This window comes from Legionella sp. PATHC039, assembly GCF_026191275.1.
In the GTDB taxonomy this organism is placed as follows: domain Bacteria; phylum Pseudomonadota; class Gammaproteobacteria; order Legionellales; family Legionellaceae; genus Legionella; species Legionella pneumophila.
On sequence record NZ_JAPHOP010000001.1, the window covers coordinates 3001904 to 3022593 of the forward strand.

Here is a 20690-nt window from a genome sequence, read left to right on the forward strand (position 1 = left end):
AATTGATTGTTATGATTGAGGAAGGTGATTGGCCTTCCTCATTTCAACTTTAGACAAGCTTTATTTAGGGCTTATCCTCTTTTGTTATTCATTAGATGTTCGGTACCTGTGTCCTTTTCTTCTTCAAATAATTCAGGAAAATAATCACTCCAAAAGGAAGGTGATTTATTTGTACTGGTTGGCTGCTTTCCAGATTGAATAACTGATTTATGATTAATCTCGGGAGCTGTATGGAAATTGGGTGAATGCTTTTTCATGGCTTCATAAGAAGAAGGAGCCGGTTCTGGTTTTTCCTGAACTTTGTCTTGCAAATGTTGCAAGGGTTGCTCTTTAAAGCGGTATACATTGAGCAAGACAAAACAAGCCTGGGTTACCATTAATGCCACACCAACAGCAGGATTCAGCACAAAACCAAGGGTGACTAACAGACCACTGGCTATTAATACTGTTGTCAAATTGTACCCTAAGCTAATTAACAAATTCTGGTTGATATTGTTTACTGTTTGTTTTGATATGGCAAAGGCATTGGCTATAGGCAATATAGTTCCACTTTGTATAATGGCCGAGGCGTGTTGCTGGGTGATTTCATCGCTGTCTTGAGACAGTACAGCTATACCGAAGTCGCTCGCAGCAAGGGCGTTTGCGTCATTAGCTGCATCTCCAATCATAGCTACTTTTAGTCCCTGATTTTGTAATGATTTAATATAAACTGGTTTGGATCTATCTTCTGTATTGATAGTTGTAGCAACACAATTAGCATGTACCTTCTTAATGCCAAGAGCTTGCGCATAGCGATAGGCGGTTTTTTCATCTGCACCAGTACATAGATGTAGTTCTTTTCCCATTTTAATTAAAGCATCAACTGTTTGCTTTGCATCTTTTCGTAAGGGGTCGGTGATGACCAGATAACCTAAGAGTTGTTTGTTTCTGGCTAGAAACACCAGGCTATCGCCTGCAACCAGATTCATTTGGTTTTCAAGCGAAGATGTAGAAATCCCTATTTCCTGCATTAAGGTTTTACTGCCAATAGCATATTGAATACCATTAATCTCTGCTGAAATGCCTGAATGGTTCGAATAATCCAAATTAGCAATATTGAATTTTTGTTTATTGATTCCTTGGGTAAACGATTGTATTGCTTTGCCGAAAGGGTGTTTTGATTGTTCTTCCAACACATTGCAAATACTCAGAAATTGCTCAGAAGAAAGATCAGCATCATTTAATACAGCATATTCTTTAACCACTGGAACGCCGGTTGTTAAAGTGCCATTCAAGTCAAAAATGACTACATCAATTTGTTCTGCTAATTGTAATACCCTGGAATTTTTAAACTGCACACCGTGTTCGGCTCCTTTATGAATTCCAGTTTTTACTGCCAGAGGAATAATTAAACCAAGCGTACAAGGACAAGCAGAAACCAATACTGAAATAGCGCATTGTATCGCAAGTGCTGGTGTGGCAATCAAGCCGACAAAGATCCCTGAAAGGATGGAGAGAGCAATAATGGATGGGATAAAATAGCTAAGAAGCAGCCCTGTTTTTACCTCTATCGGTGCCCTTTCAAGTACAGATTGGGCTATGCTTTCATCAAGACGGGCAAGGTATGACTCTTTTGCAGTTTTTAGAACGCGGAGGGTGAGTGGTTTTGCATCATTTGCCAGACGCATTCCGGCAAGTATTTTTTCACCACTACGAAATTGTTTAGGTATGACAGCACCGGTAATGATGGTGGGATAAATGAGGGTGTCTTGCTCACAAACGCCATCCAATGGTATAAGCTCACCCGGCTTGACTTGTATAATGTCGTTGGGTTGAATCTCTTCAATCCTCGTTTTTTTAAAATCAGGATGGCGATATAATCTGACTTTTTGTGGGGTTCTGTCTTGAAATTTGGCGGAGCTTATTTTTTCTTTGATAGTGTCCTCAATAGCGATACCAATATGCCTGAATCCATAAATAAGTAATCCTGCCTCAAACATCATAGGTAACCACGGTACAAAGAATGAAGCAAGCGACACAACGAGAACAGAAATTGTGCTAATTGAAAATAATGTATCCATTGTGAGTGTGCGAGATTGGACTAACTTTTTCCAAGCCTCGTAATAAGATTGGGCACCAAGGGCAATGGTTAATAAAGTGCTGATGCTTGCTAAAGGAATCATTAGTGCAAGTGGTAAACTACCTAGAGCCATAGTCAGGATCATTAAGCTAACTCCAGTGATACAACCCAATCCTCCAAGCAACCAATGGGAGGTGATTATTTTTTTTGCGCTGCTAAGGATTGTGGATAATTGGCTGGCTTCCTGTTGAACGGTTGTCTGCGTTTTCTCGAGAGGGAGAGCCGGTTGTTGATCTTTCACCTGAGGGAATTCATAATTTTCGCAAGTAAAACCTGTATCATCAATTAATCTTTTAATAGTTTTCCAGTTGCTTTCATGTTCATTTTCCTTTTCTTCAGAAAGAGATATCACAATTTTTTTGGGATCCGGGGTGCTCATGTCCGCGTGAAATGTATTGATTTTGATTAAATTGGAATTTTTTAAAAAGGACTCTATGGCATTGCTGCAACTGGTGCAATTCATTCCGCTGACATAAAAAAAATAAGGTTTGGACATAATAGCTCGCTGAGTTAAATGGTTAACTCATCCTGAGAACTTTATACCGGATTTATCAATAAACACCAACCATTGAGTAGGGGTTACATTTTTAATTTAAATCAAGGCCTATCATCTTTAGTCCAGTGGATGTGATTCACTGTTTTGAAATATTATTGTGGTACTCCCTTATCACAATGCCCCAGACTTTTGGCGTTTCTTGTAAGTTCCGTATTATTCCATTGAGGATACAGTTTTTTTAAATTGGGTTGGAATCATAACATACCCATTATTTTTTTTGCATCATGATTTTGGAGCTTGTTGATGCTGTGTGATATTGTTATTGTGGATTGTGTTATAGAAAAATTTTCTGGAGCAGAACACATTTTGAGTTCCTTGTTATCAAGAAGAAAAACCATTCTGGTGCTATTGATAGCTATTTATTGCGCTTACGATCTGATGGTCTCGTTGTATACAGCCTGGGATTTTACGACAGATGATGCTTATATCAGCTGGTATTATGCTCGACAGTTAGTGAGTGGGAAAGGGCTGTTTTGGCATGTGACCTTGCCTCCCGTAGAGGGGTATTCCAATTTTTTATGGCTTATGATTGCTGCCTTGGTTATTAAATTGCAATTACCTCTGGTGAGCAGTATGAAGGTCATTTCCTGTTGTAGTTTGGGATTGGCATTACTGTTTTTATATCGACTGGCAAGACTTTTTTGTAGCCCTGTGTTATCCATATTACCTGTTTTTTTATTTAGCCATTATACAGGAGTAACTTGGTGGGCGGTCAGTGGATTAGAAACGCTATTTTACTGCGCTCTGTCTTTGGCATTGATATGGCAGTGTACCTTGGCATTTGGTTATCAAACTGTTGGTGACAGGCCATGGCCCAATCGATTTTCCCTTTACTCAACTACTCATTGGATAATAACCAATATGCTCTTGTTATTATTGAGCTTAACACGATTTGAAGGAGTCGTTTGGATAATTCCTTTGGCTGTTTTTATAGGATGTCAATATTTGAGAGCTCAAAGGGAACTGGTTTTTAAAGATCATAAGAGATTGTTCTTATGGGTTTCAATTACTTTTATTTGCTTTGTATTGCCCTATCTTGTGTATTTTATTTGGCGATTAATTTATTTCAGTCATTGGCTTCCTAATAGCTATCGTTGTAAAGCATTAGCTTATGGGCAGTTTTTGGCGGTAGATTTTGATTATTTTCTTTTTATAACACCGTTGCTTGTATTATCGGTACCCTATTTATTGTCTGCCAATAAAGATTGTCGCCATGTTTTACTTTGGTTGCCTTCTGTTTTATATACTTTGTTGCTTTGGAAAGCAAATCCTTTAGTCACATACGGTTTGAGATTGTTTTTAAGCCCATTCGCCCTTATTTCCATATTAACTGTTTTAGGGCTTAATCAATTGATACAATATTTTAAACCTTTCAGATGGGATCCTGAATATCTGGCTGCTGTATTAATGTTGTTTATTACCTGTTTTTTTGTGCCGGGGAATGATTTAAATCATTTATCCAAATCAGTTGCAGAATATAATGAACGCACTCAAAATAGAATGAACATTGCTGATTTGCTCAACCGTAAGGCAAAAAGGGGCGACAGCGTTCTGTTAGATGATTGTGGGATTATTCCTTTTTTTTCTCGAGAAGACATTCGATTTATAGACGCTCAATGTTTGAATAATAGCGATTTAACCAAAAAGCCATTCAAAAACGATTTAAGTTTTTATGCCGATTATCTCAATTCTAAAGTGAAGCCTGATTGGGTGATCACCAATTACTATCCTATGGAATCACGAGGTGATTATTTAACAGATTTGCTATATGAAAAGGATTTTTTTAAAAATTATCATTTAGTTAGTACATTAAGCTCGGGTTTTTATTTAAACAAAGATCAATCAAAAGGAAAAAAAATGATTGATTTTGTGTACCAAATTTTTAAGCGTGTTAATCAACCTAGCGACAATGGCACCCTAGAATTGGAATCCCAGGAGCCAAAGTGATGACTATTATTGCTCGGAAGGAGAGCCTTGACTTGAAAAGTCTGCGGTCGGTTGCGCTGCTTTTAAGTTTTGCAATAGCATAATGCTGTTAGTTAATAATATCCGTTCTTGTATTTGTCTGTCCAAATACATTTGATAATTAATTTCAGCCAACAATACCGCTATTTCTTTTTGAACTGTAGCAGGGGAGGCGTCATTAATTTGTTTAATCCATTGTTGGTTTGGTTGTCCGGGAGTGTTGGAGGCGGTTGGATCAAATAATCTTCGAGTTGCCATGTTAAATTCATTCAACGCCTGGCTTGTCACATTTGGGTTGTTTTGGTCGCTACTCATATTTTGGGGTAACCTTTTGGATAAAATATAGTAGAGATTACTCACTCCGACAGAAGTTTGTGCTGCGTAAACGCGCAAATTATTAAAATAACTGCTCAATGTTGCAGCCGCTTGTTTTTGCTGGACTTCATTATAACCGTCAGAATTCGGTTTGGCAGTGGCTTGATTCCATAATTCACTGTAGGCACTCAACTTGGGTAAGGAAGGAGGGGTGACTTGAGCACTTGCGTATCTGATAAAATTAAGCGCTTGCTGTGCTTGGCTGATAGCTTTTAAGCCTCCAGAGCTACTCAATTGCTGTAGTGTTGCTGGATTGGTATCTAATAGCAACGGGGCAATCAGCGAGTTGCCGTTCAGTTGGCCAATGAGCGATTGGTTATAATTGTAGGTATAAAAAGCAGGTGTCGAACCAGCGGTTTGCGCTGGAGGCAAAGTGCCGATAACATTTTGCATGACCAGGTTTTGGTACATCAGGTTGCAATTTGGCAACCAGTTTTTTTGCTCGTTGTCCATACAAAAACTGTAATCTGGGGTTCCTAGTATATTAAATACGGCCTGACTGACTGGATCCTTCAAATAAGTTCCGGAGGGTGTGGTTTGAGGGTCTGAAAAAACTCCTGAGGGGGTAGGGGCTTGGGCATTGGCCGTTGATTGGTCTATTAAACTGTTGGCAGAAACTGTTCCATTCAAGCCGGATGATGGGGTGCTGAAATTTTGATATTTAAAGGTATTATTCGCCAAATTATTAATTAATGAGCTTCCTTGCACATTTTGGGTCACAAAATTCATAAAACTCTGGGACATGGCATTCACGGGGATAGCGCCTAAAAAGGTATTGTAAGCGTAGCTTTGAATGAGTTGGGCTACGTTGGAATTAAATAATTGTGAATAAGGCGGGTTAGGCGTTTTATTGGATTGAGTGATGTCATAGCCTAAATATTTTCCCAGATTGGTGAGGTAAGTCACTAGATTAGACGTGTTGGTGCTTGTCTGTTGTCCAGACGTATCAGTAGGTTGAGCAAAAACAGATAAAGTGGTAAAACAAAACAGATTGGCCAAGGCCAGTTTAGGTAATACTTTCATTATTCATCCCCTTCGAGTGCTCGTAAAACGAGTTTTAGACGGTATTGGCAAAAAACTCGCGATAATAACCTTAGTCTTTCAAATACAATATTGCGTTTTAGAAAAAAACCTGCCGGGTCATTGCTGCTTAAACTGGTTTCTTCCGCATGGATTAAAACACGGGAGGCGCTACCAGGATGGACTGTATCTATTGCCTGAAGCAAGCGTAGGCCTCTTCCTGATTTGATATTTCCAACGATACGAATAAATTTGTCTTCTTCTGCTAGCAAGCCCAAGTCAATTTTTTCAATATCATCAAGCTCTTGCCCTAACTGTTTCATTGCCTCTTCCAGTTCCGGATTTCCATCAAGAGTCCAGTTTTCCACACTTTCCATAAAAGTGATGACCCTGTAAATCATGGGGTCAAGGTACTCAAACCAGTACTTTGCAGCGGCTTCATGGCTTAAATCAGGCATTATTTACTCTTTTTTTACTGAGATACGTTGATAGACGAAACAACTACTTAATACTATAGTATATTATGATATATAAAAGTCCATTACTTAAAATTGTGAAAAAGTAAAAAATATGAAAAAGAAATCGGGATCAAGGATCGTAAGAGTTATTACAAGGATTATCAATGTTCGTAAATGGGTCGATTGGGACAGAATGAAGTCATTCACCTTATATTTGGTCAATGGCGTTAAGCGTTTATTCGTCCCACAGGAACCAACCCATGTAGAATCATTTGATGAAGCAGTCAAAAAACTAAAATTGAATGAGGCTGACTTGATAATCAAACAAAAAGCCTTGTTCCGGCTAAGTGTGATTATGGTTATCGCTGCGTTTATGCTACTCATTTACACGGGTTATCAACTGTTTTATGGTTCATGGAAAGCTACAATAATAAGCTTGGTTGTGGTTATGATCGCATTGGTGCTAGCCTTTCGTTATCATTTTTGGTACTACCAGATTAAACAACGTAAATTGGGATGTACCGTTAAAGAATGGTACAGGCAAGGGTTATTGGGTGAGAAAGAATGAATAAATTAGCTATTACGGTTCTCCTTTGCTTTTTTCCTGCGCTTGCTCTCGCTGAAAGTGGCTCCTTAAGTTTCGCGCCTCCAGCAAGCGATTTGTCCGTCGTTTTTTTAGGTAACCTGTTTGGTGTAGTCGATGGGGTGCTGCACGGAACGGGAAGCCAGATTATGGGCAACATGTTTGGTGTCTTCAACTCCGCTGTCCTTGCTTTGGGTGGAATCATCATTATGTATACCCTCATGGTTTCCACCATGAACACAGCCCATGAAGGGCAAATGCTTGGCCAAAAATGGTCCTCAATCTGGATTCCTCTTCGTTCCACCTTCGGTTTGGCTTTGTTAATACCTAAAGCATCTGGTTATTGTATGATGCAGATATTTTTTATGTGGGTTATTGTGCAAGGTGTTGGTGCAGCCGATAAAATATGGGAAGCTGCCCTGAGTTATCTGAATCGGGGTGGTGTGATAATACAGGCTCAGTCTGACCCAACCAAGAGCCTCACAGATAAAGGTGGGAAGTCTACAGGTATAGCAAAAGGGGCATTTACTATATTGGCAGGTCAAGTCTGCATGTTGGGTTTACAAAAACAATTACAAACGCAAAGGAATCTTTATCTGAGCCAAAGTAACAGCCCTCCTTGTGGGGGTAATCCTACTCCTGAAATGAATACTTTTTGCCGTACAGCGATTCCTGACTTCATCAGTACAGTGAATTTTGTCAAGAGGCAAAGTGATGACAAGTCTAAAGGACCATTTAGCCTTGATATGCCAAACTTCGATAAAAGCTCACCATTTTATTTCTTAAATGGGATTTGCGGCACAGTAACATGGAATAGTATTTCTGATTTGAAGGCTGATATGGGGAAAAACATAAAGCTTACTTCTTCCCAGTTGGAAACAGCTCAATTGTCTCGCGCGATTGCTATACAGCAAATGTATGTGACTTTATCTACGGTGGCACAGGTGATGGTTAATAATGATCCGGCCTTTTCATCAACTTCGTCTACCGGAAACTCAAAAAATGATTTTTCAGCCATTGCCAAGCAGCAGTTTGGAGTGCCTTATAAGGCATCTGGTCAGGTCTGCACTGAGTATCAACAAGTTTGCCAAACATGGGGATCGATACCCAGTTCTACCGGATCTACTACGGGGGTATTATTTAATGGTACTGAGTTTTTAGGGGCAATTAATGACTACAATGGTATTATGACGCCAACCATTAATCTGATAAAACAATCTAAATCTGCTGAATATGATGACAAATCCCGTGATTTTATCCAAGAAGCCAATATCAAAGGATGGATCATGGCTGGCTCTTATTTTTTTGATTTGGTGAAACTCAATGGAAGTGCAGTAAAAGACGAGAGTGATTTTGATAGTGACACAGGCCTTGATAATAGTAATTTTGATCTAGCACAACTCACCAAGCCATTTGGGAAAACGTGTCAGGGCACGTATGCTTTATTGTGCAACTGGTTTCAAAACAAGAGCGATAAGCTGGTTCAAGTCCAGTCATTAATCAATGGGGCACCGGCCTTGAGTCAGGATGGGGTCAAGCAACCTGATCTAAGTCCTGACCCTAAACGTGCTTATGTTGAAGGGCCATTGTCTTCAACAGTCTATGGGTTTATCAACAATTCCATGATGGTCCAATTGCCAGGCCAGCCGGGAATAAAACCGTTAACTTTTGCCAATCTTATTAATTTTAAAGTAGATACCTCGCTTTATTACATGAAGCACCAGGATTTTGATTGCGGCAGAGTGAAGATTTTGTTCTTCTCTTTTTGCCTTGGCCGCATGATGGGTGATTTATTTTATAACTATGTTTTCAGGTACGTGTACAATTTCTTTCTAGCTATATTCGGGGAAATGATTAATTCCATAGTCATGGCCTTTTTAATGATTCCTTTACAAGGCATGAAAGATATTTTCATAGTGGGAGTTCAAACTCTCTCGCAACCTGGAGTAAACCCCATAGTCGCATTGGCTAATATGGGGACGATGTATATTAATTTTTCTGGTACTTTGTGGTTAACACTGTTAAATATGGCCGTGGTCAGTTCGCTAATCCCACTTTTTGGTATCTTTATCTTTGCCTTGATTATGATGGCTATGCCCTTGTTGATGGCATGGATAGGAACCATGGTATCCATAGGATTTGTTACAGCATATTATATACCCGTTTTACCTTATATGATTTTTACTTTTGGATCATTTGCCTGGCTGATAGCCGTTATCGAAGCCATGGTTGCTGCCCCAATTGTCGCTTTGGGTGTTACGCATCCGGAAGGTAATGAGGCTTTTGGTAAAGGCGAATTTGCCATTATGATTTTGGTTAATGTCTTTTTACGACCATCTCTGATGATAATAGGATATATCACAGCGATTGCCTTGTCGTATGTTGGTGTCTGGATTTTGAATGCCGGATTTGATCATGCTATTTCCTATATCCAATCGGATCAAGGAATAGAAACATGGGAAAAAGGCACCAGTTCGAATGATGCGGGGAGGTTTTTCCAGAGTGCTGGAAACTGGACTGGGGCAAAGAAGGATACATCGCAATGGGATAATTTCGGATCCAAATTGAGCGGTGATTATCAGTCAACTGCATTAGAGGGTGGTTATACGGGCTGGGCAGGAGTGTATGCTTTCTTCTTCTCCATCTTAATTTATACCACCATGTATTTAATTATCGTGCAAAAAGCCTTCACGCTAATAGCTCACCTGCCAGATAAAGTGCTGAGATGGATAGGAGGCAATCCTGAATCTTTTGGTCAGGAAACCACGCAATGGGGTGAAGAAGCCAAGGGTAAAGTAGAGAAAGCAGGTGAAGCCACTTATGGCGCTGAGAAAGCTATTGGAGACAAATTGGGAGCTAAAGGTCAAGAAATGCTTGGCAAATTGGGACCCCAGGCTAAAAAGATTTCAGAAAATGCGGGTGATGTTTCAGGGAAAGGTAAAAACAGTGGCAGCCAGACTGGGCCAAGCTCCAAACCGGATACAGGTCAACAACTGGGCGGTACAGATAGTGGTACCCCAACCAGTACACCGCCTCCCGAATAACATTCTAAAAAATACGATAAGAAGGGCTCAAAGCAGCCTTTCTTATTATTTATGGGCAGTTCATTTTATTAAGACTTTGACAGTTAGTTATAAATACTGTTTGGAAGGCCTTTAAAAACGAGGATTACTATGTTAGTGACTAAGGAAGTCGAATACGAGGACGGTGATACTGTGTGCAAGGGTTTTATTGCCTATCATTCCAGTGTCTCAAAACCGTTACCTTGCGTTATGGTTGCTCATGATTGGGGAGGGCGTGGAGAGGGAGCTTGCAACAAAGCGATTCATCTTGCTGGCATGGGGTATATTGGATTCGCTATAGACATGTATGGAAATGCCAAGCTAGGCAAGGATAATGTAGAGAAAAGAGCTTTAATGACTCCTTTCAGAGAAAATAGAGGAAAGTTAATCACTCGTATTAATGCGGCCTTCAGCAAAGTGGTTCAGTTGCCTGAGGTGGATAGTGATAAAGTGGCTGCTATTGGCTATTGTTTCGGTGGGTTGTGCGTATTGGATTTGATACGTTCCGGTGCACCGCTTAGAGGAGTTGTCAGTTTTCACGGGGTATTATTACCTTTGGAGGGCGAGAGTAATAAGCCATTGCATGCGAAAGTATTGATATTGCATGGTTATGATGACCCTTTAGTACCAATCGAGCAAGTTAATCAATTCTCTATTGAAATGACAGAAAGGAAAGTGGACTGGCAAGTTCATGTTTATGGCCAAACAGCTCATTCGTTTACTGACCCTAATGCGAATGATGATGAAATGGGACTACATTACAATCAATTAGCGGATCAACGTTCCTGGCAAAGCACTCAATTGTTTTTGCAAGAGCTATTTGCATGATTTATTGATATTAGACCTTTGCATAACCTGACTTTTTCGTTTTAGGGCAAGCTGCAAAGCCTTTGAGGGGCAGAGATTAACTGCAATAAAATGAAAGGGACAGGTTATGCAAGGATCTATTGGGACTTTATAAGCCGAGTAATGTGATGGCATTGGAGAGAAATAGCTCTTCCATTCGTTTTGCTGATAAACCCAATTCATTAAATATTCTTTTTGAGAAATGCAGCCACTCTGGAATATCCATTTGGCTGGGTTGTCCCAAATCCGAGCTGTAAATGACTCGAGGGATATGAGTTAATACTTGTGAAAAATCTTGTTTATCCTGGTGCTCAAGGATAAAAGTTAAGGCGGTTTGTTCGAACCATAACCACTCATTTTTAATCAATTCATTGAGTTCAGTAAATTTTAAGCCGATTAAAGGATTAGACGGTTGGCTTAACAATAATGAAGGAACATTATATTGATTGCAGGCATCAATTAGCTTATAAACCTCCTCTCTCGAGGCAAGACCTGATGTTAAAACAATGGGGTAATCCCGGGCCATTTTTAAAATATCTATCACTTCTTTGCGTAGTTGTTGTTTTGATCCAAATAGTGTTTCTTTCTGTCGAGTATATTGTTTTAAATTATTGTGAGTTAATTCCCTAGTTAGTTTTGATTGCAGTTTACGACCGGTGATGGTTGGGAAATCAACGATCATTTTACCCGAAAAAAGAGGTTGATATTCACTCAAGGCACGGATAACTACTCTATAATTTATTCCTCCATTGATATGATTTAACACAACGGAAGGAAAAACGGGCAAACCCATTTCTTGGGCAATAGTTGCCTGGATACCAGTACTGCCAATATGACTTTTTAAAACAACTGCACCGCATAAAGAGTGATACAATCTTCCCGCTTCAATTGCGTTTCTGCGACGAATATAAAGATCAGGGGCTGCATGGTAGTGCATGTCTATGAATTTGAGTTTTTCAGGCAAAAACACTATTACTCGCTCTTTTTATTAATACCTAACCAGGGTTGCTCATAGTAATAATCTTCTCGAGCTTGCTCAAGAGTGGAACCTGATGCTACAGCTGCTTTAATGCGTTCCTCAGTTAATCTTATGGCAATTGCTTTATTCACTACCTCGTGAAGAAGCTCATTTGGGATCACCAACACTCCATTGTCATCAGCAAAGACAATGTCGCCAGGATTTATTGTAACTCCATTAATGAATAAAGGGCATTGCTCATTCGCTTTGTAAACGCGATTCTTACCAGAGCACATATAAATTCCTGTGCAAAACACAGGATAGTTTGTCGAGCGAATTGATTCGACGTCTCTCACGGCCCCGTGCACAACCGTGCCCATGATGTTATTTCTCAATGCGGTATGTGTTAATAGGTCACCCCAAACAGTGCAATCAGTTTGACCGTTGTTGTCAATGACTATGACCGAATGTTTGGGAACTTTGTCAATATAGTTTGCGGCATTATGGAAGGCTGTTTCTTTTTTTTCTCTGGGTAAATATTGGATAGTATAAGCCGGCCCAGCCATTTTCATTCCCTGTGATAACGGTTTGATATTCAATAATCCGCCTTCGATTCCACAAGCTTCCAGGGCGTCAGAAATTTCTGCAGAATTACAGTGCCTTAATTGCTGAAGCAAGTTGCTCATAGTATCTGACTCAATTAAATTTTCTTTAGGGACCGAACTAAAATCTATTGATAAACAAGAAGCTTCTAATCGCGCACAACGTTCAATTACTGCATTCGCCATATCGGTCATAGTGGAGTGCCCACCCAGATCATAAGTAATAAAACGCTTTTCCTTTATGATTTGCATCACGGCATTGACTATTTTTTTTGCCCGCTCAGGATAACCAAAATGATTTAGCAGCATGCTAATTGTTAAAAACATAGCTGATGGATTGGCACAATTTTTTTTCATTCTTGGTCCGCTACCATGTACTGGCTCAAAGTAACTCCCTTTATCACCAATATTGGCACTGGGTGCAAGTCCTAATCCTCCCATAACGCCTGCTCCGATGTCGGATAAAATATCACCAAACATATTCTCCGCGACGATTACTCCAAATCTTTCCGGACTTTTTAGCAACCATAATGCTACGGCATCGACATTGAGTATGTCCGCTTGGATTTTCGGGTATTTTTGGGCTGTGCTTTCAAAAATTTTCCTGGCAAATTCGCCACTTTCTCTAAGCACATTTGGTTTATCTGCCAAAGTTACTCTAGGCATGCCAGTTTGCATGGCATGATTAAAGGCAAAATCAAATAAACGGGTTAAGCCGGGTTTTGATTGCAATCTTAAGGCACAACTTGCTTCATCAGCTGGAATCGTTTGCCAATGTTGGCTTTCTGCTAATAAATTATGTATTGCTTTTGGTAATGGAAAATAATCAAATCCGCAATATAATCCTTCGCTATTTTCCCTAATGATGCAAAAATTAAACGGCTTTGATTGGTCATCGATGGAAAAACAGGGGCGAACATTTGCAAAAAGATCCAAACCTTGTCTTAATTGAATGACAGGAGATACGTAATAAGGGTTGCTCTTTCTAAGCGCTTTGCTTAATTCCTTTTTGGCTTCACGTTGGGGCTTGCTGGTAATCGCCCCTAGCAAAACGGTATCAGAGGCGGCTATCAATTGCCATGTTCTGGAGGGGATTGCTGTTCCTTCTTTTTTCCAAAATTCCCAGCCAATATCGCCATAACTCAGGGTTGCAGGGACATCAAGGACTTCAAAAACAGGAAGCGTAGCCTCAGTCACTTCAATCCCAATCCCGTCACCTGGTAATACAGCAATTTTTATAGGATCAGTGGATTTCATGATTCAGGGCCTTAAATATAATTTCTTTGCAAAAAGTGGGGTTGCTTTCCAGAACTCGCATACTTGCTTGGGGGACTACAATCAATTGGCCACATGATGGTTTTATCACGTTATTGGTATTAACCAGTTGTGATTTTTCACCTATTAAATGCAGGTGATTCACATTACAATGATTTAAAATTGAAACACAATTTGTTTTCAATACTTTGGTTAAGCCAAAAATAAGCCTCTTGATTGCAAGTTTCCTATTTAAATACTGCAGTGAAGCATCAGGAATAGAATGAGGCGCGTAAACTGCTTGATAGAGCGAAGACAATCCTTCTTCCAACTTATTTTGAGAACAGAGGGAGATGACTGTTTCAAGTTTTTCTCTTAAGATGGAATCTGCAAATGTTGGTGTGGAAAAAAGAATGATTTGTTTTTTTTCTCCGCTCAATATGGAAAAACATTGTTGAAGAATAACACCACCAAAAGAAAAGCCAACAAATGCATCATAAATTTTGATGAGCGACTTTAGTTGATTTTGCCAAATTCCATAATATTCCTCATCGGAACATTCTTGCAGCGTGACAAGAGGATCAAGACACTCAATGGAGTAATAAGGATTAAGAAAAGATAAATTTTGGCTTAAGTGCCTCAGACTAGAGGATTGAGTTGAAACAGGGCCGATAATCAATAATCTTTTTTTTGCCATTGTATTCTCTACTTATTCCTGGAAGAACTATGATTTTGCCAGCTTAATTTTGAAAGTACGTTGCTTTCTGGAGCATCAAATATTGAGGAATCAAGGTGTCACAGTCTTATACTCCTATATTGGAAATGTAAGCATTTTCTACAGCTTGCCTGGTTTATAGCTTTTAAGGTCTGCTGTAGACAGATCAGAAATTCCCCTTATGAATTCACTCATTTCAATGGGTTCTTGTCCTATTTTCAAGGCATCTCTTACATAATTAGCTGCTGTCAACACATCTTCCAAATTATATTTTTTTATATTGTTTGCAAGTAAATAAGCGATAAAAAATTCAGTTTTTAGGTTACCTGTTCCCTTGCCCATTCCTGCCAGTGAGGCATCAATAAAATGAACCCCGGCGTTTACCGCCGCAAGAGCGTTGGCTTGCGCCAATCCAAGGTTATCATGAGCATGAAATCCAAAAGAAACTTTATATTGACGGGTGTATTTTTTATACAGGCAATTTATCCTGTCAGGAAATAAGCTTCCATTAGAATCAGCAAAATAGATCATATCCGGTTGGTGTTTGCTTACTTCCTCAATCAAACTATCCAGTTCGCTTTCCGTATAATAAGAAATATGGATAATGTTCACTGAGGTTTCAAAATTCAAATTCTTAGCCAGTTTAATTAGAGGGACAGCGTTTACAAGATCACCTTTTGCTATACATATTCTTATTAATTTCACACCGCAATTTTTTAGCTCGAACAGATCCTGTTCGTTTACATTATGAGGATGAACCATCACTGCAATTTTTGCTTTTTTTATTAGAGATTGGCAATACAGGAGATAATCTTGGGGACACATTCCAGCTTTCCCTATATTTTCAATAGGGTGAAGTGAACCATTACGGTAGCCAATTTCAATGTATTCAATACCCGAATTATCAAGAGGAAGTAGTATTTGTTTTAAATCATCATCCTTAAAATGAAAATTAGTTCTATGTCCACCATCTCTTAATGAGGCATCTAAAATCGATACAGGATTCATTTAATACCTCGTAATATAATTTAACCTCATTATTATTAAGTATAAACTTTAAAAGAGCACTTGCAAAATGAGCCTGCTCAATAGATTGTTCGATTAAGTACTTTAATCTCAAATTTCTTTCATCGAGGTTAGTGAATTATCAGAATTTATCATGAAGTGAACTACATTTACCTGAGCAAAGTGATTTCAGAAATAAATTTATTATCAAATAAGCTCTCTGCCAGGTATTGAAAGTAAAGATTGGGAAATGACATAAGTTTTAGGTGAGGTGAATTACCACACGGCTAAAAGAATTAATCCCATAATGATAATAAGAATAGAACTGCGGGCATAAAAAGCGGTCGGTTGGTTGTTGTAGATAGAATATAAGTAAGACAACGGGTGGCGGATGATGAAATTACGCATAATTTTTTTTGTGACTTTTTGCGGGGTTCCTTTCATTGGGAACTCATGAATTCGGATACTGGGTTTGTGGTTAACTTCCAGTATGACCCCTTTTGATTGTTCTATAGGAACATTGATAATATCTGAGCATTCCACATCTATTCCAACTAATTGCAAGTCGAGTATTTTGGCTGCTTGAAGCAATAATTTACGATTTTGCTTGCACATCTTCTTGTTTATGGTGACATAGGATCCACCTCTTGTTGCATTGCTTGTATAGCATAAAACAATTTGTTCTCCAAAGGAGGGGATGTAATTTTCTGTTATGCCCAGCTCTTGAAGTTTAATCCGAGTTTCCTCATCTAAAGTAATTTCACCTAAAGCTTCATTGATTCTTTTTCTGTTTAAATTTTCCTGTTTAATTAACTCATGTATGGGATGTACCCTATCGCCAGTTACAGTGGCTGGATAACGTTGGACTATACCAAGGATACGGTTATTAAAAACCAATACACGGTAAGAATTCAGTTTGCCGTGGAATTCTTCTATTATTAGGCACTGATAAGAGGAAAAATATTTTGTTAAATGGCTTTCCAGTTCTTCCCATGTTTTTATATTACATAAAACGCCGATTCCCAGCGAACCATCTATTGGTTTAATGACTAAGGGAAAGTTTAATTGTGCAATTTTATCTTTATGCACATTCCGTTGAAATTCACTACAGTTTAAAGAAATGGCTTTGGGAACAGGAATACCAGCTTTTTCCAATAGTTTAGAGGTACAATATTTATCAATAGCAATATTGGCACTACAGCTATTATTAAAAGGAGTTTCATTCTTGCAAAAATGGTAGTTATTCTTGCCCAATTTAAGTATAAAACCATCAAATTCCTCGACAGGTATTACTGGCAAGAACAATTCCTTCGCGCTTTCAAAATATTGCTGTGCATTCCTCTCTATGGTAACGTCTCCTTGGAATAATGAAATGCAATAGTAAAAGAATATAGTATCATAACTGTAATAATCGCTATATATCTCTACTTTCGAACGCTCATTTTACCGCTTGTTTTTATTTGCATGTCAGCAAGATGAGAAAGAATTGTTAACGATATTATAAATCACCAGAAAATAGCTTATAGTTCATGGACAACGCACGGAGTCTTTATTCTGAAAAACAGGACATTTTAATGAAGCCATCTGTTTACCTGACCAACCAATTTCTAGAGCCAATTATTCCCATGCTGATTCCTGATTGGAACATTATTCATGGTTGGAAAATGGCTTCAGGAGTGGATCAATCCCGAGTTGTAGCTTTAGCCACAACGGTATGGGATCAGATTGACCATTCGTTTTTAATGCAATTTCCTAACTTAAAAATTATTAGTCACCTGGGAATAGGAACGGACAATATTGATCTTAATTTTTTAAAGCAAAATCATATTATTCTGCATTCACAACCTAATGCAGGTGTTCATGATACAGCAGAACTTGCTATCGCTTTATTGTTAGCACTGTCGCGAAGGGTGATTCTAAATGATCGCTATACCCGAAATAATGAATGGGTTGAGAAAAAGCCCCGTTTTCTGGGCAACCATTTATTGGGAAAGCAATTGGGCTTGGTTGGATTCGGTCAAATTGGTGAAAAGATAGCGCAATTTGCAGAGCCTTTCGGGCTAAAAATTGCTTATACGGCCCGAAGTCAAAAAAATAGCCCTTATTTGTATTGTCCAACAGCCGCAAATTTAGCATCTATTAGTGATTTTTTAATCATTTGTTGTTCCGGTGGTGTTGAAACACAACATTTAATTAACAAACAGGTTTTAGATAATTTAGGGGCAGAAGGATATTTGATTAATGTTGCGCGAGGCAGCATTGTGGATCAAAACGCTCTGATTGATGCTTTGCAACGCCATACAATCGCTGGTGCCGCTTTGGACGTATACCAGTATGAACCGGAAGTTCCTTTCGCTTTAAGGCAACTTGATAACGTCGTCTTATCACCGCATATGGGTAGCTCAACTAAAGAAAACTTAAACCAGATGTTCCAATTACAGGCAAAACACTTAAGCCAATATTTAAGTGAGCCTTTGTGGCAAAGGGAAAGCCATGTAACCCTTTTTGAAGAACAATAGTTATTTTTTATCAAATATAAGGATATATTATGACCAGTACTTACATTCTAAATACCAATGAAAAGGCGAGAGAGCGTCTTTCTCTGCAACATCAATTGTATGCCAAGAGCAGCCTGGATTTACTTTCTGAGGTTGGGCCTTCAGCGGCAATGACTGCTCTGGAAATAGGGTGTGGCTCTGGTGATATGACCCTCGAATTAGCCAAATTAATTGGCCGGGAGGGCAATTTGCTTACTATAGATTTGAGTCAGGAGCAACTGGATCATACTCAACAACGAACCAGAACTTATAGCAATATACGATTTAAGGTGTGGGATGTTAATCATCTTTCAGATCTTGGGGAAAAATTTGATTTGATTTATTGTCGAATGGTTTTACATCATGTGGCTGATGCGCGCTCTGTCATTCTTCAAATGAAAAATTGTCTTAATTCTGGTGGTTTCATCGTATGTGAAGAACCCTCTTTATTTGATTCTACCTTTTGCTCTCCTCCTTCACCCTCCTATGACCAGTTTACACAATGGGCGAGGTCATGTTTTAGCAAAAACAATCGAGATTTTCAGATAGCGCATCGATTAGAGCAAGAGTTTTCATACTGCGGTTTTGAAATTGAGCATTGTTCTTTATTTCAACCCTTACTCAGAACGAACAAAGAAAAACTAATTTATTCAATGGCCCTTGATGATTTGACCCCTCAGCTTTTAGAGCTTGGTATAGCTAAAAGGGAGGAAATCAAACAATTACATAATGAACTTGAGGACTTAGCGAAAACAAACTCTACTATGTGCTGGATTAGAATGCATAGAATAATAGCAAAACTTAATTAATAAATAATAAAAACAGGGGCTGACGGTAAAATGAATTTAGTCTATCCAACTCCTGTTTTTAATCCAGTCTCTGATTCTTTTATCCTTGCCTCAATAGACGCGTGAAAGGGTTGAGGTAAACTTTTAATATAAGCGATTACCGTGTCATGATCACTTTGACCAATATGGATTATTTTTCCTCTTTTCATAACTGAAAAAACTCCATTCCCGCTGGCAAGAAAATCTGAAGTGGCTATGGTATACATTTTTTCTCTAAGCAATGGTTTATTTTGATGTCTAATTTCAATTATTTTATGTCCCAGAGGTTGATGTGAATCATAGGTGTAGGCAAACCCGGAAATTTGTAACATATTGATATAAGAGCCCATCCATTGTTGCTCTAACAAGTTATAAATGTCATTTCCAGTTAAGGTAATTATGACTATCCTGTTGGAAAAGGGTAAAATAGAATAGATATTTCCCCAGTTAACTTTCCCTGCTTTTAAATCATCGCGAATTCCATTGGGATTAGTGATGCCCAGATCGGTATTCATTACAGTTCTATAAGCATCAGCGATCAGATTTCCTAAACTCGACTCTCCATCTTCATTTTGTTTCCTTAGCAGATCATATTCTGCGGTGCCTACATGGCTATTTATTATTGGCCCAATTTTATCTTCTGCTAATTTAACAATTTCCAATGCTTGTGTATCCGGATTTGTTCCTGGCCATCGATTAGCATAAGTTGTAATAATTTTGGCTGATTTGTTTTTTACTGTATGATTTCTGGTATCGACTTGGAGGATAACTTCAGCAAATGCAGCACTGTAACTATTTGCTTGTGTGACCAAGATCTCGTGCCCATTGCGATTACGAAGGAAAGCATTTAGAAATTGATGGGTGTGGCCACCCATAACAACGTCGATTTCATCACCAAGGGAATAAACTATTTCTTTAATATGACCTTCAACTGCTGAGGTAGCTTGGGTATCTCCCTCATAAGGAATTTGATTCCCACCTTCATGAATCAGGACAATAATAACATTGACTCCTTTCGCTTTAATTTCCGGGATGTAACGATTAATACTGTCTGCTTCATCTAAAAATTTAATTCCTTCTGCATTTGCAGGAAACATGGAGTCCGCCGCATCTTTTAAAACAGCCCCAATAAATGCTATGGGAATATTATGTATCCGTTTAATTGTGTAGGGCGGGAAGAGAGGTTGCTCTGACTTGGCGTCAACGATATTCGCAGAAACATAGGGATAAGATGAGCCAGGATAACTAGGTAACGAGATCCATGAATCAGTCGGTGGATTATTGGTACCATAAATTAAATCAAACATGGCCTTTTGACCTTTGTCAAACTCATGGTTTCCTACCGTGGCAACGATGTTGCAAAGAGGATTCATTCTTGATTCGGGCTTGCATTGATTATTTCCCAAGCTATTAATGAATAAAATACTGGGCTCATCATTCAACAGTCCTGAAGAAGGGGGGGAGGCTCCAACTAAATCACCCATGATGGTAATTATTGATCGATCTTCCATTCCCAATTGAGCTTCCTTAAGATAAGCGGCCAAGACAGCTGCCCCGCCAACAGGTTCGTTTTTTACGGCTCTCCCACTGCTTATTTGACCATGAAAGTCATTAATGCCTAAAATTTTAATGTCGAGGGTTGGCGAATCTGTGCCGAGCTGATTGACGGAAGCCCAATTGAGAGAAGAGCCTAAAATTAACAAAATAAATAAATTAAAAAAATGGTATAGGCATCTCCTGTGAAACATCATGAATCGATTCCTTGATCTTGATTGTTTTATATGTGGTATATCAATGATTTTTCTATG

Annotated in this window: 15 protein-coding genes; 6 read left to right on the forward strand and 9 right to left on the reverse strand. The window is 38.8% G+C overall.

From position 1 onward, the window contains the following. Window positions 1-71 precede the first annotated feature (71 nt). Window positions 72-2615 carry a heavy metal translocating P-type ATPase gene (locus OQI99_RS13695; RefSeq protein ID WP_265732166.1) on the reverse strand — a complete coding sequence of 848 codons (2544 nt, stop codon included), beginning with the start codon at window positions 2613-2615 and terminating at the stop codon, window positions 72-74. A 366-nt stretch (window positions 2616-2981) separates the two neighbouring features. Between OQI99_RS13695 and OQI99_RS13700 the strand changes: the two genes are divergently transcribed. Further along, complete coding sequence (locus OQI99_RS13700) at window positions 2982-4622, forward strand: protein LphB (RefSeq protein WP_241495255.1); 1641 nt, start codon at window positions 2982-2984, stop codon at window positions 4620-4622. A 6-nt stretch (window positions 4623-4628) separates the two neighbouring features. On the opposite strand, the gene icmX is transcribed toward OQI99_RS13700, so the two are convergent. After that, entirely contained in the window at window positions 4629-6038 is a 1410-nt protein-coding gene (icmX, locus tag OQI99_RS13705) for a type IVB secretion system protein IcmX (RefSeq protein WP_265732167.1), read from the reverse strand. After that, window positions 6038-6493, reverse strand: a complete 456-nt coding sequence (icmW, locus tag OQI99_RS13710) for a type IVB secretion system protein IcmW (RefSeq protein ID WP_027222834.1) — start codon at window positions 6491-6493, stop codon at window positions 6038-6040. The genes icmX and icmW overlap by 1 nt, the downstream gene beginning before the upstream one ends. Window positions 6494-6605: 112 nt before the next feature. Between icmW and icmV the strand changes: the two genes are divergently transcribed. The 3 genes from icmV to OQI99_RS13725 all read left to right on the forward strand — a co-directional run bounded on the left by icmV (window position 6606) and on the right by OQI99_RS13725 (window position 10966). Then, window positions 6606-7061 carry a type IVB secretion system protein IcmV gene (gene icmV / locus OQI99_RS13715; RefSeq protein WP_061514495.1) on the forward strand — a complete coding sequence of 152 codons (456 nt, stop codon included), beginning with the start codon at window positions 6606-6608 and terminating at the stop codon, window positions 7059-7061. Continuing rightward, window positions 7058-10120 carry a type IVB secretion system protein DotA gene (gene dotA, locus OQI99_RS13720; protein ID WP_061514496.1) on the forward strand — a complete coding sequence of 1021 codons (3063 nt, stop codon included), beginning with the start codon at window positions 7058-7060 and terminating at the stop codon, window positions 10118-10120. Before icmV ends, dotA begins: the two co-directional genes overlap by 4 nt. A 129-nt stretch (window positions 10121-10249) precedes the next feature. Continuing rightward, on the forward strand, window positions 10250-10966 hold the full coding sequence (locus OQI99_RS13725) for a dienelactone hydrolase family protein (RefSeq protein WP_265732168.1): 717 nt from the start codon (window positions 10250-10252) through the stop codon (window positions 10964-10966). Between the two features lie 127 nt (window positions 10967-11093). Here OQI99_RS13725 and OQI99_RS13730 read toward each other — a convergent pair whose 3' ends face one another. The 5 genes from OQI99_RS13730 to OQI99_RS13750 all read right to left on the reverse strand — a co-directional run bounded on the left by OQI99_RS13730 (window position 11094) and on the right by OQI99_RS13750 (window position 16817). Further along, a complete protein-coding gene (locus tag OQI99_RS13730; protein ID WP_061513690.1) occupies window positions 11094-11954 on the reverse strand; it encodes a DUF6282 family protein in 861 nt (286 codons plus the stop codon). A 2-nt stretch (window positions 11955-11956) separates the two neighbouring features. Next, the gene (locus OQI99_RS13735) at window positions 11957-13801 is read right to left on the reverse strand and encodes an isocitrate/isopropylmalate family dehydrogenase (protein ID WP_265732169.1); all 1845 of its coding nucleotides are present in this window, start codon (window positions 13799-13801) and stop codon (window positions 11957-11959) included. Further along, window positions 13788-14495, reverse strand: coding sequence for a hypothetical protein (locus OQI99_RS13740; protein WP_061513692.1), 708 nt, complete (start codon window positions 14493-14495; stop codon window positions 13788-13790). Before OQI99_RS13740 ends, OQI99_RS13735 begins: the two co-directional genes overlap by 14 nt. 138 nt (window positions 14496-14633) lie before the next feature. Beyond that, window positions 14634-15521, reverse strand: coding sequence for an aldolase catalytic domain-containing protein (locus tag OQI99_RS13745; protein ID WP_061513693.1), 888 nt, complete (start codon window positions 15519-15521; stop codon window positions 14634-14636). A 273-nt stretch (window positions 15522-15794) separates the two neighbouring features. Further along, complete coding sequence (locus OQI99_RS13750; RefSeq protein WP_265732170.1) at window positions 15795-16817, reverse strand: UDP-N-acetylmuramyl peptide synthase; 1023 nt, start codon at window positions 16815-16817, stop codon at window positions 15795-15797. Window positions 16818-17092: 275 nt separating this feature from the next. Here OQI99_RS13750 and OQI99_RS13755 point away from each other — a divergent pair, with 275 nt between their 5' ends. Together OQI99_RS13755 and OQI99_RS13760 are read left to right on the forward strand one after the other, a co-directional pair. After that, window positions 17093-18037: an NAD(P)-dependent oxidoreductase gene (locus tag OQI99_RS13755; protein WP_322783723.1), complete on the forward strand. Its 945-nt coding sequence runs from the start codon at window positions 17093-17095 to the stop codon at window positions 18035-18037. A 29-nt stretch (window positions 18038-18066) separates the two neighbouring features. After that, window positions 18067-18864, forward strand: a complete 798-nt coding sequence (locus OQI99_RS13760) for a class I SAM-dependent methyltransferase (RefSeq protein WP_027220006.1) — start codon at window positions 18067-18069, stop codon at window positions 18862-18864. A gap of 41 nt (window positions 18865-18905) precedes the next feature. Here OQI99_RS13760 and OQI99_RS13765 read toward each other — a convergent pair whose 3' ends face one another. Beyond that, the gene (locus OQI99_RS13765) at window positions 18906-20633 is read right to left on the reverse strand and encodes a bifunctional metallophosphatase/5'-nucleotidase (RefSeq protein ID WP_265732172.1); all 1728 of its coding nucleotides are present in this window, start codon (window positions 20631-20633) and stop codon (window positions 18906-18908) included. Between the last annotated feature and the right edge of the window lie 57 nt (window positions 20634-20690).

What these genes read in the sequence shown, in the direction of transcription:
- OQI99_RS13695 (WP_265732166.1), bottom strand. Translation starts at nt 2,615, where the DNA reads ATGTCCAAACCTTATTTTTTTTATGTCAGCGGAATGAATTGCACCAGT.
- icmX (WP_265732167.1), bottom strand. Translation starts at nt 6,038, where the DNA reads ATGAAAGTATTACCTAAACTGGCCTTGGCCAATCTGTTTTGTTTTACC.
- icmW (WP_027222834.1), bottom strand. Translation starts at nt 6,493, where the DNA reads ATGCCTGATTTAAGCCATGAAGCCGCTGCAAAGTACTGGTTTGAGTAC.
- icmV (WP_061514495.1), top strand. Translation starts at nt 6,606, where the DNA reads ATGAAAAAGAAATCGGGATCAAGGATCGTAAGAGTTATTACAAGGATT.
- dotA (WP_061514496.1), top strand. Translation starts at nt 7,058, where the DNA reads ATGAATAAATTAGCTATTACGGTTCTCCTTTGCTTTTTTCCTGCGCTT.
- OQI99_RS13725 (WP_265732168.1), top strand. Translation starts at nt 10,250, where the DNA reads ATGTTAGTGACTAAGGAAGTCGAATACGAGGACGGTGATACTGTGTGC.
- OQI99_RS13735 (WP_265732169.1), bottom strand. Translation starts at nt 13,801, where the DNA reads ATGAAATCCACTGATCCTATAAAAATTGCTGTATTACCAGGTGACGGG.
- OQI99_RS13740 (WP_061513692.1), bottom strand. Translation starts at nt 14,495, where the DNA reads ATGGCAAAAAAAAGATTATTGATTATCGGCCCTGTTTCAACTCAATCC.
- OQI99_RS13745 (WP_061513693.1), bottom strand. Translation starts at nt 15,521, where the DNA reads ATGAATCCTGTATCGATTTTAGATGCCTCATTAAGAGATGGTGGACAT.
- OQI99_RS13755 (WP_322783723.1), top strand. Translation starts at nt 17,093, where the DNA reads ATGAAGCCATCTGTTTACCTGACCAACCAATTTCTAGAGCCAATTATT.
- OQI99_RS13760 (WP_027220006.1), top strand. Translation starts at nt 18,067, where the DNA reads ATGACCAGTACTTACATTCTAAATACCAATGAAAAGGCGAGAGAGCGT.
- OQI99_RS13765 (WP_265732172.1), bottom strand. Translation starts at nt 20,633, where the DNA reads ATGATGTTTCACAGGAGATGCCTATACCATTTTTTTAATTTATTTATT.